Here is a 13994-nt window from a genome sequence, read left to right as displayed (position 1 = left end):
ATTTTTTTGTAGGAATGATTCTGTGGGCTTGTGGGTCAACGAGAAGCCATGAGCTTAGGCCGGTGATTAGAGGCTCGCCTTCCGGAGTGGTGAATTCGTATGCCCTGACAAGCTGCAATGGCTCGGCTTTTTCTTCATAAGTCGTGAAAACATAATTCTCGTTTTCTTTTGGCATACGATGGAATCTGAAAGCCGTGCGTGAGACAAGAATTGCATATCCGTGGGCTGTGAGCGTGTCCCTGTCCATGCCTTGCTGCGCGTAATCCTCAACGGCCATGTCGCTTGTTACCTTTAAAAGATCGTAAAGACTCAGGCGTTTGTTTGAGTCGCTCTGAGAGAACTGAACTTTATGCTCTGTGTGGAATGTGATTCCGTCATCATCGAACCATTGTCTTTGTGTTACCATGTGGAGGATTATATCAGCTTCAAAAAAAAATTGCCACAAAAATTTACAGTTCCATCAAGTCCTCGAAGAAAGTCGCTGAATTCTGCCGCTTCAAAACGACTATCGTGATGTCATCATCGCGCATCGAGCCTTCCGTGAATGTTTTGAATTCATCGATAATTTCTTCCATGATGGATTGCGCGTCTTTTGCGTAGTTTTTTGAGATTAAATTCTTGACCTGGTCTTTTCCGAACATCTCGTTGTTCTTGTTGCGCCCCTCCGTGAGACCGTCCGAGTAGAAGAAAAGAATGTCATTTTCCGCCATGTTGAAGTTTACCTGCGGGAATGAGACCGTGATGAAATCAATTCCGATTGCGCCGTGATGGTCTTCGCCTTCCTTGCATGTGACTTCCTGACAGGTCATGTCTTTTGCCGAGAAAAGAATTGGATTCGGGTGGCCCGCGTTCGCCATTTCGACAAGACATTCATCATTCTGGTCGAATTCTCCGAAACGGAACATTACGCCTGTGAGATAGTTTTCGACTTCACCCTTTGCCTCGATGATTTCGTTGTTGATTTCGTATAATGTTCGTGAGACTGTCTCTTTGTTCTGCATGTTTTTGAGGAAAGTCTGGCCTACGATGTTCTTTGCGAGCATTGTGATGAGGCTGGCAGAAATTCCGTGGCCGGAAACATCAAAAAGTGAGAATCCGTAAAGAAAATTGTCGTGGATATAATAATCGTACATATCGCCGGAGACTTTTGCGAGCGGATTGTAGCTTACGGCAATATCCCAGCCCTTGAGATTTTTTGGCGGGTAGGGGAAGAATTTTTTCTGCACGAGGGAAGCCATATCAAGTTCCAGCTCTGAGCGGCGGATTTCTTCTTCAAGCTTGCTGTTTTTGTGTGAAAGTTCCTGTGTCTGCTTCTGGACTTCACGGCGAAGCTGGATGTTGAGGTATTCGTTCTGTGCGACGGCCTTGTTGTAACGCACGCTCATGATGATTATGAAATTGAGGATTGTGAGAAGCCAGCCGAAAAGCGTTATGTACGGAACGTCTGCCTTCTGGATTTGGAGCTTGATGATAAAATCAACTGGAATCGCAAGAAGCACGGGAATGAAAGCGAAATTAAGAGTCTTGAAATCCTTCAGCTCTTTTGGGGAAAGTTTTTGTTTAAGGATGAAAATGAATCCAAATAGAATCTGAACCAGTGAAAGTAAGAGCGTGTAAGGGCAAACTTTCCTGAGAAAATCGTAGTTCGGGGCGAAAAGTGTTGGAATAATGCAGATTGCAAGAATTCCACATCTCAGTATGCGGAAAAAATTAGTTTCACGTCTTTTCACAAATTCAATCATAAGTGTAGAAAGAAAGAATGTCGCAAGATAGAAACCTGTGCACAGAGTCAGTTTTATGAAAAGAATGTAAGGAACATTATTCGGGTAAGTTATCGGCAACTGTGGTGCATAGAAAGGAGTTGCCAGCATGAGTGAAGAGACACATAGCAATGCGAAGTGAAGGTATGAGATGAAAAGCCCCAATGACTTGTTCTTGAGATTTTCTGGGATTTTGAAGACAAGCCTGAGCCACACATATTCCTGCTCCCGTCCCGCTACTTTTAAGATGTTGCTTGTTCCTGCCGTGGAAAATTTGTGGAAGCGAAGTGATTCGGCTACTTCGGGCGTGCTGTCCGCGCTACATTCAGTCCAATAAAAATTGTCTTTTAAATTGATGATTTCATTGGATTCCTCGTAAGGGCTGCAGGAAGAAAAAATTGTGAGAAAACTTGTTAAAATTATCAGCGAAAAAAATGTTCTCCGCATTGGAAAAAGTATATCATAAAATCTCCAAAATCTAAAAGCCCTTTTATGAGACTAAGGAATTTTCCAAGTTTATACGATTTTTTTACAAGATTTTTTTGCGTTTTTTTCATACAATCTGATTCATGAGAGAAAATGCTTTCTTCCTTAACAATTTGTTTTTTACGCTGAATGCGGTGATGCCGATTGTGGCCGTGATTGCTGTCGGATATTTTTTGAAGCAAATCCGGCTTTTTGACGAAAAATTTTTCCCGCTCTTGAACAAACTTTGTTTCCGCTGCCTGCTTCCGTGCCTGCTTTTTTTCAATGTCTACAATGTCGATAATCTTTTTGAGATTGCAAGATATGGTAGAGTCTGCCTGTTTGCCGTAGTCTCAATCCTTCTGTTTTTTGCACTTGCATTGCTTGCGGTGATTCTTTTTGTGAAGGATGACAGGCAGAAGGGTGTCATGCTCCAGTGTGCTTACCGTTCCAATTATGCGATTATCGGTATTTCACTTGCAATGTCAATTTCATCGGGAGACCCAAAGCCTGTAGTTGCCGCATCAATTCTTTCTTCCGTGTCGATTCCTCTTTTCAATGTGCTTGCGATTGTCGCGCTTTCGATTTTTATAAAGGAAGGCGGAAAATCCGTGAGCATTGTTTCAGTCCTAAAGAAAATCGTGACGAATCCGCTGATTCTGGGTGTTTTTGCAGGATTTTTATGCCTTTTGGTGCGTTTCGTTTTCCGTTATGTCTTTCCTGTCAGAATTGGAGACTCAGAATTTTTTACGATTAAACAGAATCTGCCTTTTGTTTACAAGACGATTTCCATGCTTGCGCAGTCGGCAAGCCCTGTCGCGCTGATTGCACTCGGCGGAAATTTCAAATTCAGTGCGGTCGCAAGGCTCAAATACAAAATAATTGCGGGAGTTCTGGCCAGGACTGTCCTTTGCCCGCTTGTCTGCCTTTTTGTTGCGGTAAAACTCGGCTTCACTTCCGTGGAATTCCCGGCATTGATTGCGCTTTACGGAACTCCGCTTGCAGTCTCAACCGTTCCAATGACGGCCGAAATGGGCAGCGATTCCGAGCTTGCGGGGCAGCTTGTAGTCTGGACGACTTTGAGCAGCGCGTTTAGTTTGTTCGTGATTATTTTTATTTCTGTTCAGAGTGGATTGCTTTAATTGATTTAGTTCCTCGGTTCGCTGAGTAACATTCCTCTTCCCCACAAGAAGCCGTTCCTGTTGTCAAATAACCAGAATTCTTCTCCGTAGCAGAAAATTGCATGGTCGTAGTAGCCGACATTCGTTCCGAGCGGAACCGGAAGAACTTTCTCTTTTTCACCTTTTGCAAGCTCGTCAAATTTTTTGACCCGGAAGATTTCCTCCGCGAGTTTTTTTCCTTCGGACAATTCATTGAAGCAATAAAAAAATGTGTGAAGCTCGCCGCCGCTTTTGAACGGAATTATGACAGGAACTTTTTCATAAGCGAATAATATAGAAGAAATCAGTGCGAACATGGAAAAAAGGGCGGTTTTCTTAAAAGACATACTATATTATCGGAACTTATGCGCATAAAAATCTTGAATTATTCTGGATCTGTGTTACAATTTTTAAATAGAAAATTTTTTATGATATTTCACGGGGGAGCCGCTTATGCGAAAATTTTCACGGCTAGTGATTATGCTTTCACATGAAGGCAACGAAAATTCTGGATTTTCAGCACCTGTCGTGGAAATGACCAACGGCGACAATTCCGTTCAAGTTTCTGATTTTGGGCGCGCGTTGCATATGCTTCCGCCAGGGAGCGAAGTCAGCGTTGTCGCGAACGGCACGGTCGGGAATATTACCGTTCATAACATTGCCCGTGTGATTCGTGAGAGCGGAATTTTTGTTTCGCTCGATTTGTCTTCCGTTCAAGAGTTGTCCAGGGTCTTTGACTCGCCGTTTAAGGATAACCCCAATCTCATAAGCATGAATTTCCCAAACAATTTGCTTTCGATAAATCCTCAGGCTTTCGCTGGCTGCAAAAATCTGGAGCATGTTTCAATTCCTGCGACAGTCCAAAAAATCGGAACACAGGCATTTGCAGGCTGTGAAAAGCTCGCCGTGCTTGAATTTTCTGACCCGAGCGGCTGGCACATCGAAAAAGAAGGCGGCGTTCTGGAAGAAATCTCAAATCTCACGAACGCCGAGGATAACCCTTACCGCTTCACGCTTCCTTCAAGTCCGTACCGAAACTGCGTTTTGTGCAAAAAATCAGAGAACGAGGCTGTCGATAAAACGTAGAAGATGCTCCGCCAAGTTTCCGTTTTCATGGAGCTTTTTGGCGAAATTTTCAAAGCCGTGTGTGTTTGTGTGCTTCGCCGAGTCGAGGAGCATTTGAGTGAGCGGCTCTGATTTCGTTGCGTTCTCGTAATCGTTGTAACTCTGCCAAAAATCGCGGATTGACTCAAATTCCTCTGGCTTAAAATATTCTTTCAGCCGTTCCAAAAGCGCGTTCACTTTGACGAGCTGATAATTTTCGTCCTGTTTGTAAGCCTGCCATATATAAGGAAGACCTGTGAGGGCTGCCCGCGCAAGCGAATCTTCGCCGCGCACAAAAAGAAAGTCCATCGTCGTGATAAAATAATCAAATTCTTCTTGCTGTAAAAATGGTATTTTTACTATTTTAAATGGTGAATTGAGAATTTTCCATTTTTCCTCAAATGGTGCCGAAGATTTTCCCTCAGCAAGATAAACAACGACAGAAAAATCCGAGTCAGTTTTCCGCATCTTGTTCTGAAAGTCCGCGATGCCTTTGACAACAGCCGAACAATCGTCTTCGTAAGCGAAAAAGAAAATTTTAAATGCAGGATGGGCTAACGATTGTAGCCCCGCCGCAGGCGTTCCTTCGTCTTGCGAAGGAATGGAGCGGAAGCGGAAGGGCGAAAAGCGTGACGGCGAAGCCGGAGCCCCCGATTGCTCATTGCTGACTGCTAACTGCTCATTTATAATCAGTCCTGCCGTTTTTTCGGTGAAGCCCGGCATGAAGAAGATTTTTTTGATGTTTGCCTTTCGGGTGCCGCTTTTGAGAAGGTGGAACTCGTCGGCATATTCCTCGGCCGTGAGGTAGTCAATCTGGATTATCTGAACCGTGCGCGTAAATTCCGGGGCAAAAAGCTGCTCCTCAAGCCAGTCCGGCCGCCCGCACTGAAAACACTCGAGGATAATTGAAGGTTGAAAATTGAAAATTGAAAACTGTGGCTTTGAATTGCTGTCTTGGGCTAGGGATTGGAGAGGCGGCGTAGCCGTACCGCTTGCGGTATGGAGCGGGAGCGGAACCTCGGAAAGCCCGGCGGCGCAAGCCGAAGCCCCCTTAGAGTTTTCATTTTTCAAATTTCCGCTTTCAGTTTCCAGATTCCAGTCTACGATTTTCCAGGTGGTGTTTTTGTAGTGGAAGTCCTGGATTTTTTTTGTCGGGTCGATTTGGCTGGCCATTTTGTGGAAACTTTCGAGGTTGCTTACCACAAGCGTGAGTTCTAGGTTCGGGCGGAGGTCGCTCAGGGCGCGGGCAAGGCGGTAAACTACGCCGATGTCACCGAAATTGTCAACGACCTTGCAAAGAATCATGATTTTGTTTTTGTCGAGCATAATTTTTCCTTTTGCGATTGCTTAGAACCTGATTCCGAATTGGAACGACGGAACAAGTTCTGCGCTGCTGCCTACATTAATAGAAGAAAAATGATTTTCACGGAAATAGCGGGTGAATATTTCGTCATTTTTCTCATCGATGTGAAGGTCAAAGACCGTGGCTGCGAAGAAGTGAACCCTGCGGCGAGGCTTGTATGAGAGCGAGAAGCGGCATGACGGAACAAAATAGCATTTTCTGTCTTCAAAAATGAGTTTTGCCCAGACAAAGCGTGCGAAAACTTCCGAGTCCAGCATGATTCTGCCGTAAAGCGTGTGCTGATGCCCCAATCCGAGGGCAAGCCCATAAGTGCTGCTGTTCGCAAAGTGCATTTCGCCTGTGACGGAGCCGTAAATTTGCTGGCAGCCTGCCCTTAATCCCAGGCCGAGAATTTTTTCTGTGGAAAATGTGATTTCTGGATGAACCACGAATTTATGGCGTTGATCCAAATCGTATTTTTTTGAAAGTGTCTGGGCTTCTTTTCCTTTAATTTTTTGGTACGAAAGGCTTTCTTTTCCTAGTGTCACTTCGCCGGCCTTAAAATTTAAGACTGTGCCGGAATGAGGATGTAAATGCCCTTCCTTTGAGACTGAAAGAAGTTTTCCTTCGGCATCGTAGTGCTCGATTTCGTAGTCGATGATTGTCGGAAACAGGCTGTCCTTGTGGACAACGACATTCAGGTTTTGGTTTCCGGGAAATCCGATTACATTTTCTTTGGGAAGAGGAAGGACTGACACAGGAATTTTCAGGCTGTAAAGTTGTACGGAGCCGTCAAGAATCTGCGCAAGCATTTCTCCGTCATCATTGTAGACCGCGATGTCATGGCTTCCGCTGAATACAATTTGAGAGCTTCCAAGTTCCGAGAAAAGTTCTTCTTCGTTTAAGGCGAGCAGCCATGAAAGATAGCTTTCACAGGCGTGCATGTCCACGAAAGCATTCATCACATATTCAAATCCGCCATCGATGTTTGAATTCACGCTTTTTTGAATCATTTTGATAAGGAATGGCAGTTTTTCTTCTTCGTTTTGTGGAATTTCTAATTCTTCCTCATGTTTATCCGGGAAAACTTTCCAGAAAATATTTTCTGCCAGCCGGTGAAGTCCAAAAAACGGGCTGTAATAGCTTTCGGTGTCTGTGTAAAGATAAGTAAGAACTCTTGCAAGCTGAATCTGAAGAAAAGGCCCGTTCTTGAAAGGCGCGTAATCCCTGAGAAGAAGTTTTTTGTAATATTCGTTCATCCGGGGAAAATAATCATCGAGATATTTTTGTGGAGCTGTGTTCCAGTAATTCGCAATGATTTTTGAGCGGCCGAATTTCTTCCATTTCCAGTTGTTGCGGTTCGGCGGAACGGACGGAACTAAATCCTCGGCGTTGATGATGTTCCAGATGAAATTGTATTTGGAATCGCCTGTTTTCTCTTCCTGACTGACATTCGGGGAGGCGAAAGTGTAGACGAAGAGTTTTTTTGCAGGAATTATGTTTTCGTCTGCGATGGTCGCGCCCAGAAGATTTGCGAGTGCTGCTCCACGGCTGTGACCAGTGATTAAAAAATAAGATTCTTCCGGGCTGATGTTTTTGTTCTTAAGAAAATCGTACAAAGCCTGCCTGAGATTTTCGCAAGTTTTTGAAAATCCTTCATGAACGAGAATATTTTTTTTTGTCGTGTCGCTTACATTGATGTTTGAGATCCATTCGTTGGCGTTTAACGGCGTTCCGCGCAGAACAACAAAGACCAGCTTTTTAGGGCCTTTTGGCGTGGAAATTTCCTTGAAAGCAAAACTGTATGCAGCCTGATTGTTTCCTGAGAGCGGAGTGGAGTAGTCGAGGACATAATTCCACTCGATGTCACTGTCCTTGAATCCGAGCACCCTGTAGCTTTGAAGCAGCGGATTTGAAGTCGGATTTTTTTCGACAGGAACGTATGAAATTTCTGAGAGCATCGCGGCAATCCGTGCGATTCCGTGATGATAATTTTCCGGCTCCGTCGTGACAAACCAATTCTCATCCCATTCAGTATTTACAGGAACCGGCTCTTCGGTGGCGACTTCAAGCCCGTGCACAGAAAAAGTGACCGTGCGGGCGTGTAAAGAGGAAAAAGTGGTGAGGAAGAGGAGAATAAAAATGTAGGTACGATGTATTTTTGTATGTGACATATTTTTTATTATTGTCTCACCAAGCGCATTCGTTGACGCGCTTGCTTAGATTCGATTTTGCTACGCAAAATCAAAATTTAAATATTTAAAATGGGATTCCGTAGGAATCCCGAATCTGTGTGACAATCTTTTTTTACCTATAGTGACGATTCCTGCATGTCTGAGAGAGACGCTGAACTGCGTGTCTGTGTGCTCTCTTTTCCGTCGAGCGTGACCTTGAGCTTTTTGTATTCGCCGTTTCGGAAAACTGTTACCGTAACTGTGTCGCCTGGGCGTTTTGACTCCAGCGCGCTTGTGTAATCGGCGTAAGTGCGAACCGTGATGTTGTCGATTCCAGTGATGATGTCGCCGCCCAAGTAAATCGTCGTTGGATTGAATCTGCTTCCGTACTGAACCTGCTCCGTGCCGCCCAAAATGCCTGATTTTTCGGTAGATGAGCCTCGCTCAACTTCGCTTACAAGAATTCCGTAGTTGATTGAGAGACCTGCGTAGCGTGCGATTGATGAAGTCATCTGAACAGGAGCGATTTTGAGGACTCCGCGGTTGACTTTTCGGTATTTGATCAAATCGTCAACGACACGGCGGGCTGTGCTTACAGGAACTGCGAAACCGATTCCGGCAGAAGAGCCAGAGTTTGAGATAATCATCGTGTTGATTCCGACCATTTTGCCGCTGGTGTCGAGCAATGGACCGCCAGAGTTTCCTGGGTTGATTGCCGCATCAGTCTGAATCATATTCCGGATGATGACATTCGTGCTTTCCTGAATCGGGCGGCCGAGACCAGAGATAATTCCTGTGGTCATTGTGCGTTCAAGCGCGAACGGATTTCCGATTGCGATGACTTTCTGGCCGACTTTGAGATTGTTTGAGTTTCCGAAGTCGATTGTCTTTAGCGTTACATTGTCCGGCGGATTGAATTTGATTACCGCGATGTCGCTTTCAACATCCTTTCCGATGACTGTTCCTTCGTAAGAAGTGCCGTCGTAAAGCGAGATGTTGATTTTGCTTGCGTTTGAGATTACATGAACATTCGTGACGACATAGCCGCGCTTATCGATGATTGAGCCGCTTCCAGAGCCACCTTCCTGAACTACCGGCTCCAAGAACCAGTTGATTCCCATGACCTGCGTGGTGATGTTGACTACGGCCTCGTTGCATTTTTCGTAGACCGAAATATTCTGCTGCTCGTCCTGAGTGTACTGAGAATAAGAAGTGTTTGCGACAGGAACGGATTTTTCTTCGATAAAAGAACTCGGCTTTTTTGCCACCGGTGCTGTGATTTCCGGAGTTTTTGCTGGCTGAGAAGAAACATTTTCTGAAATCTCGGTTTTTGCTGATTCTGACTGCTCTTCCTGCGCCTCGGAATTATCCACAGGCTCACTTTTTGAGCGGAGGGAGAAATATGCGACTGAGGAGAGCGAGATTACGACCCCGACCGCCAATCCTGCCAAAGAAGATTTTATCAGCTGCGAGCGGGAATAGAGTTTCATTTTGCATCTCCGAGAGAATCATCGGTTGAATCAGAAGTTTGAGCGGAAGCCTGCGCCTGCTCTGTTTTTGTCTCAGATTTTGACTCTTCGCCAGGCTGCAATTCAACATAGAAAGTTTTTGCCTTGCCGTGTTCGACATAGACAAAATTTTCCTGATAATTGTAGCCATCTTTTTCGGTGCGGAGAAGATAGAATCCTTCGACCATGTTTGAGAGTGTCAGCGGTGTTACGCCCTGAAAATTATGGTTCAGATAAATGCGGCACCCTTTGAGGTTTGATTTAAAAGATGCCTTTGTTCGGTTCTGCTCGATTGCCGTTGTTTCCTCTGGCTCAAGGTTCGGAATGATTGCAAATGCTTCAGCAGATTCACTTCCGGCTTCTGCTTCCTGTGCGAAAACAGCCGGTGCCGACAAAAGTGCTGCAAGTCCGAGAATTACAAAAATGCTTCGTTTCATATTTTGCCCCGAAAAATCAATAAATCTGTTCGTAAAACTGAAGTTCCCGAACACACCAATTTTATTTCAAAACTTCTTCGCCACGGCCCATCGCTGTTAAGCCTGTTTTACAAAGCTCAAGGATTCCATAAGGCTCCAAAAGGCGGATAAGGCTTGCGATTTTTTCTTCGCTACCAGTTGCCTCAACGATTACCGAGTTCTGTGCGACATCGACAATGTGTGCGCGGAAAATGTCGCAGGTTTCGATGATTACGGCACGGTCAGTTCCGCTGGCCTTTACCTTAATCAAAGCCATTTCGCGCTGGGTTGTGTTCTCTTTGTGGCAGTGCTTGATAGAAATGACCTCAACGAGCTTTGAAAGCTGCTTTTTAATCTGCTCCAGAACATATTCGTCGCCCTGAACAACGATTGTCATGCGGCTCTGGCCAGGGTTTGAAGTCTCGCAGACAGTGAGCGAGTCGATGTTGAATCCGCGGCGGCTGAACAAGCCAGAAACACGGCTCAAAACACCAGCATGGTCTTCAACAAGAACAGAAAGTACATATTTTTTCATTGTAAATCTCCTGAAATTATGGGCGCTCCCCTTCGGGTCGGGCTTTTCGGGGTTTCGCTAACGCTTCATTCCGCCGCTCCCTGTGGTCGCTCTGGAACGGCAAAGCCGCCCCTACAATCCCTAGCGCATAAAAAAGACTATCACATTTCACAAAAATTTGCTATATGATTAGTCATATTCTGCCAGCTCATAAATCTTGAAATCGTCAGTAGTTTTGAGGTCTAAGTAATCAGCTGCCTTGATTTCTCTTTCAAGGGCCTTTACAACATTCTTTGCAATTTCAACAGCATCAGAATATTCAATTCCAAGTTTTTTTAGCGGCTCAAATTCATGGCATCTTATACAGTTCCTGTCATCTTCAGTCATATATTCACCGGGATTCTCTTTTGATTCGCCGGCTTTCTCACAGTCTTCTTTACTGGCAATAACGACATGAAAATCTGCGCATTCCTCGTCTTTTTCGTTCCAGAATTCCCCGATTTCAAAAAATATTTTCTGAATAAGAGTTCCGCTGAATCTTTGAGAGAGCTGCTCAACTATTGAGGAAACGATATCCGAAGTAATTTTGTCCTTGTCGATAGCACAAGAAGCGTCTTTTTCCTCGATTTCTTCATCAAAAAGAATCTGCATGTGCGAGCCGGCAGTTTTTTCTTTTATTATCCTGATAATCTTTTCTTTTTCGCCTTCTGTAAGCGGAGAATTACCCGGTTCAAGCCAGTTTGTCAGAGTCTTTTTATGGCAGATAAAACCGCCTTTTATCATCTCGCCCTGAATCCTTACGGTTCTGCCTTCTATCAGAACATCAATGTAAGTGTTTGTTCCTGTGATTTTTACGTCTTTATGCGGATATTCCTTTTGAATAAGAGATTTTCGGTTGAAGTCAGTTATATCCGAGCCAAGTTTTTTGTAAATCTCTTCAACAGAAGCGTGGGTGGAAAGAGTTTTCAATTCTTCGTCTGTCATGCCAATCAGTTCCAGGAATTGAACTTTTCCGTTCGGAGTTTCAATCGTTTGCACGGTCGGGTCTTTTACGATAATTAGTCCTGTGAGGCGGGACTTTCTTTTTGAATCAATTCCTTCTGTCTGACCCGTGTAAATGTATTCATTTTCTGTGAAGACTTCTCCATTAAATACTAATCTTGCGATTCCCTGTAAAATTGCGCAGCCATTTTTGATTTCGGCTTCTTCATCTTCGTATTTGTCTTTTTTGAGCTTGAAGGTCAGCTCATAGCCGTAGCCGCTGATTTCTTTGTTTTCACTTTCTTTTTCATACAGCTCAGACAGTCCGAATGAAACAAAGTGCCAGTAATTTCCGCCGTCGTAAATGCTGATTCCGTCAAGCGGGTCATTTCCGCCGAATTTCCATTTGACAAGAGTTCCGTAGTGAAGAGGCTGAGTCTGACCCGGATACGCATGCAAAAATTCTTTTTCGATTGCGAGCCAGCCTTCGCTTTTCTGATGATTCTTTTTATGTTCAAGAAAATCAAAGCATTTGTTTATTACCAAAATTAAGGCAAAAAGGCCTGCCAAAGAAAGCAGCCATACAAGGATTCCTTTTGCCCCGAAAAATTTAATAAATAGAACAAGCAGGGCCAGCAGAAATATCAGGATTTTTTTATGAAAATTTTTTGGTTTGGTCATTTTTACCCCTTTTTGACTTTAATGATATAATGTTCCGCCGATTCTCAGAATAGACTGCTTAAGTTTTTCTTTGTTTTCCCTGTCTGTTTTTTCAAGCTCTGAGGCTTTGATTTCTTTTACATAGCCGCCAAAAACAAACGCTTCTGCCGTATCAAGCCCCATTTCGTCCACGCCGTAAGCTACAATCAGATACCAGGGAGCCGTGATTCCGTCGATTGTGTCCTTTTTTACGGTTTTTGCACGGATTGTGCAAGTCTGCCCCGCAAGTGCGATTGAGCGTTCTCCGTAGTAAAAGCCTGCTCCTTCTTCCTCAACGCCACCGACGGATACAAGTTCGGATGATAAGGACGGTGCTTTTCGTAATTTGAGGTTGTCAAGGATAAGGATATATTCGCTGTCTACGCCCTCGTTACGCCAGGGATAGCGGATACATTCAGTTCCTTCGTAGTCGAATTTCACATACGGCGGTGCCCACTCATCTGACCAGCTGATTCTGCCGTTTTGCACATTAATTAAAGCACCTTTGAAGTGTAAGCCGATTTTTTCCAAGTCCAGTTTGTATTTCCCAGGAACCTGCATTTTGTCCCAGTATTCTCCGTTGTAGAGGGGTTTTTCTTCTGTATCGCAGGTCTCAAAAAACACCAGCCCGCCTGAGACAGAATATTTTCCCTCGGCCACCACAGTATCGCCAATTACTTTTTCTGAAAAACTCCATTTTCCGTCATCAGTGAAAGTAAAATATCCGAAGCCGTTTGCCACAAGATAATGTTTTATCTCTGCGTCAGTTTCTGGATTTTTAAAGTCGCCAGCAAACAAACTTGTACAAAGAAGAGCAATCGAAAACAATGCAAGCATGAATTTTTTCATTATTTTTTCTCCTTTTGGCAGAAAAGGGGCGTTGCGGGGGCTCCCGCAGAGAGGGTAGCGGAAAACGCGTAGCGGTTGGAGCTAGGGGGAGGCTTCCCCCCTTTGCTTATTCCGCGTAGACGCCCAAAATCCTTACATCTTCCGCCATTTTTTTAAGCTTTTGGCTGAAATCTTCTATATATGTATTTGGATTTTCGACCGACTGAGGAATCACGACATCGCAGTAGAACCAGTATTTCCACGGCTTTCCGGCGATTGGGCGGGATTCAAGCCTGTTCATGCTCAGGTTTGCTTCCTTGAAAATGCCAAGGGCATCGTAAAGGGCTCCGGCTTCGTTTTTGGTAGTGAAGACAAAGCTTGCCATGTTCGGCTTTTGCTCGCTCCACTGGCCGGCAGGCTCCTCGACATGGTTTGCCGCAATCACGACGAAGCGGGTGTAGTTGTTCTGTTCGTTCTGGATTCCTTCTTTGATAACTTCAAGACCGTAAATCGCCGCGTTCCGTGCATTGCAGATTGCCGCGTTTTCAACCGAGCCTTTTTCTGCAACAAGACTTGCCGCCGTCGCTGTCGAAACTGTGTCCACGGCATTCCATTTCTGGCTTCTGAGGAAATTTGAACACTGGCTGAGGCCCTGAGGGTGAGAGTAGACATTCTTGATGGTTTCGAGACTTGCGCCTTTTACGCCCAGGAGCGAGTGCTGAATCCGCAAAGTGAGAGCGCCCACGATGGAAATGTCCTCGTAGCGGGTGAGGTTGTCGTAGTTGTTGTAGACCGAACCTGCGGTTGAGTTTTCGATTGGAACCATGCCGTAGTCAGCCTTTCCGTCAACCACCGCTTGGAAAATCTCGTCGAATGAATCGACCGTTTGAGCTTCGACAGAATCCTCAAAGAAATTTTCGATTGCCTGCTCGGCGTAAGCTCCCTTCATGCCGGAGAAAACACAGATTGGCTTTTTGTGAGTGACCTTTTCGGCATTTGCCTTT

13 protein-coding genes are annotated in these 13994 nt (G+C 44.8%); 2 read left to right on the top strand and 11 right to left on the bottom strand.

Features of this window, described 5'->3' with window-relative positions:
- Together IJJ71_RS10555 and IJJ71_RS10550 are read right to left on the bottom strand one after the other, a co-directional pair.
- Nucleotides 1–406: acyl-ACP thioesterase domain-containing protein (locus IJJ71_RS10555; RefSeq protein WP_296846895.1), on the bottom strand; the 406-nt coding region annotated here is incomplete at its 3' end.
- A 43-nt stretch (nucleotides 407–449) separates the two neighbouring features.
- Complete coding sequence (locus IJJ71_RS10550; protein WP_296846894.1) at nucleotides 450–2207, bottom strand: PP2C family protein-serine/threonine phosphatase; 1758 nt, start codon at nucleotides 2205–2207, stop codon at nucleotides 450–452.
- 122 nt (nucleotides 2208–2329) lie between these two features.
- On the opposite strand from IJJ71_RS10550, the gene IJJ71_RS10545 reads away from it, so the two are divergent.
- Entirely contained in the window at nucleotides 2330–3367 is a 1038-nt protein-coding gene (locus tag IJJ71_RS10545) for an AEC family transporter (RefSeq protein WP_296846893.1), read from the top strand.
- A 5-nt stretch (nucleotides 3368–3372) separates the two neighbouring features.
- On the opposite strand, the gene IJJ71_RS10540 is transcribed toward IJJ71_RS10545, so the two are convergent.
- Entirely contained in the window at nucleotides 3373–3732 is a 360-nt protein-coding gene (locus IJJ71_RS10540; RefSeq protein WP_296846892.1) for a hypothetical protein, read from the bottom strand.
- Nucleotides 3733–3838: 106 nt separating this feature from the next.
- Here IJJ71_RS10540 and IJJ71_RS10535 point away from each other — a divergent pair, with 106 nt between their 5' ends.
- Complete coding sequence (locus IJJ71_RS10535; RefSeq protein ID WP_296846891.1) at nucleotides 3839–4471, top strand: leucine-rich repeat protein; 633 nt, start codon at nucleotides 3839–3841, stop codon at nucleotides 4469–4471.
- Here the strand turns inward: IJJ71_RS10535 and earP are convergent.
- From earP to pheA, 8 genes are all read right to left on the bottom strand, one after another.
- A complete protein-coding gene (gene earP, locus IJJ71_RS10530) occupies nucleotides 4442–5815 on the bottom strand; it encodes an elongation factor P maturation arginine rhamnosyltransferase EarP (protein ID WP_296846890.1) in 1374 nt (457 codons plus the stop codon). The genes IJJ71_RS10535 and earP overlap by 30 nt on opposite strands.
- A 21-nt stretch (nucleotides 5816–5836) precedes the next feature.
- On the bottom strand, nucleotides 5837–8005 hold the full coding sequence (locus tag IJJ71_RS10525) for a lipase family protein (RefSeq protein ID WP_296846888.1): 2169 nt from the start codon (nucleotides 8003–8005) through the stop codon (nucleotides 5837–5839).
- A gap of 137 nt (nucleotides 8006–8142) precedes the next feature.
- The gene (locus IJJ71_RS10520) at nucleotides 8143–9495 is read right to left on the bottom strand and encodes a S1C family serine protease (RefSeq protein WP_296846887.1); all 1353 of its coding nucleotides are present in this window, start codon (nucleotides 9493–9495) and stop codon (nucleotides 8143–8145) included.
- Nucleotides 9492–9950: a PEGA domain-containing protein gene (locus IJJ71_RS10515; RefSeq protein ID WP_296846886.1), complete on the bottom strand. Its 459-nt coding sequence runs from the start codon at nucleotides 9948–9950 to the stop codon at nucleotides 9492–9494. The genes IJJ71_RS10520 and IJJ71_RS10515 overlap by 4 nt, the downstream gene beginning before the upstream one ends.
- 61 nt (nucleotides 9951–10011) lie before the next feature.
- The gene (gene ilvN, locus IJJ71_RS10510; RefSeq protein ID WP_296846885.1) at nucleotides 10012–10503 is read right to left on the bottom strand and encodes an acetolactate synthase small subunit; all 492 of its coding nucleotides are present in this window, start codon (nucleotides 10501–10503) and stop codon (nucleotides 10012–10014) included.
- Between the two features lie 168 nt (nucleotides 10504–10671).
- Nucleotides 10672–12144: an Imm74 family immunity protein gene (locus tag IJJ71_RS10505; protein WP_296846884.1), complete on the bottom strand. Its 1473-nt coding sequence runs from the start codon at nucleotides 12142–12144 to the stop codon at nucleotides 10672–10674.
- Nucleotides 12145–12162: 18 nt separating this feature from the next.
- On the bottom strand, nucleotides 12163–13011 hold the full coding sequence (locus IJJ71_RS10500; RefSeq protein ID WP_296846883.1) for a hypothetical protein: 849 nt from the start codon (nucleotides 13009–13011) through the stop codon (nucleotides 12163–12165).
- Between the two features lie 106 nt (nucleotides 13012–13117).
- A partial coding sequence (gene pheA / locus IJJ71_RS10495; protein WP_296846880.1) for a prephenate dehydratase occupies nucleotides 13118–13994 on the bottom strand: 877 nt, incomplete at its 5' end.

The sequence above is a fragment of the Treponema sp. genome (assembly GCF_017430385.1).
GTDB lineage: Bacteria > Spirochaetota > Spirochaetia > Treponematales > Treponemataceae > Treponema_D.
Note: the sequence above shows the minus strand (reverse complement) of the source record. Positions and strands in the feature narration are given on the sequence as shown.

Bases quoted from the DNA above. Each gene is read 5' to 3' on its own strand.
- IJJ71_RS10550 (WP_296846894.1), bottom strand. From the start codon at position 2,207: ATGCGGAGAACATTTTTTTCGCTGATAATTTTAACAAGTTTTCTCACA.
- IJJ71_RS10545 (WP_296846893.1), top strand. From the start codon at position 2,330: ATGAGAGAAAATGCTTTCTTCCTTAACAATTTGTTTTTTACGCTGAAT.
- IJJ71_RS10540 (WP_296846892.1), bottom strand. From the start codon at position 3,732: ATGTCTTTTAAGAAAACCGCCCTTTTTTCCATGTTCGCACTGATTTCT.
- IJJ71_RS10535 (WP_296846891.1), top strand. From the start codon at position 3,839: ATGCGAAAATTTTCACGGCTAGTGATTATGCTTTCACATGAAGGCAAC.
- earP (WP_296846890.1), bottom strand. From the start codon at position 5,815: ATGCTCGACAAAAACAAAATCATGATTCTTTGCAAGGTCGTTGACAAT.
- IJJ71_RS10525 (WP_296846888.1), bottom strand. From the start codon at position 8,005: ATGTCACATACAAAAATACATCGTACCTACATTTTTATTCTCCTCTTC.
- IJJ71_RS10520 (WP_296846887.1), bottom strand. From the start codon at position 9,495: ATGAAACTCTATTCCCGCTCGCAGCTGATAAAATCTTCTTTGGCAGGA.
- IJJ71_RS10515 (WP_296846886.1), bottom strand. From the start codon at position 9,950: ATGAAACGAAGCATTTTTGTAATTCTCGGACTTGCAGCACTTTTGTCG.
- ilvN (WP_296846885.1), bottom strand. From the start codon at position 10,503: ATGAAAAAATATGTACTTTCTGTTCTTGTTGAAGACCATGCTGGTGTT.
- IJJ71_RS10505 (WP_296846884.1), bottom strand. From the start codon at position 12,144: ATGACCAAACCAAAAAATTTTCATAAAAAAATCCTGATATTTCTGCTG.
- IJJ71_RS10500 (WP_296846883.1), bottom strand. From the start codon at position 13,011: ATGAAAAAATTCATGCTTGCATTGTTTTCGATTGCTCTTCTTTGTACA.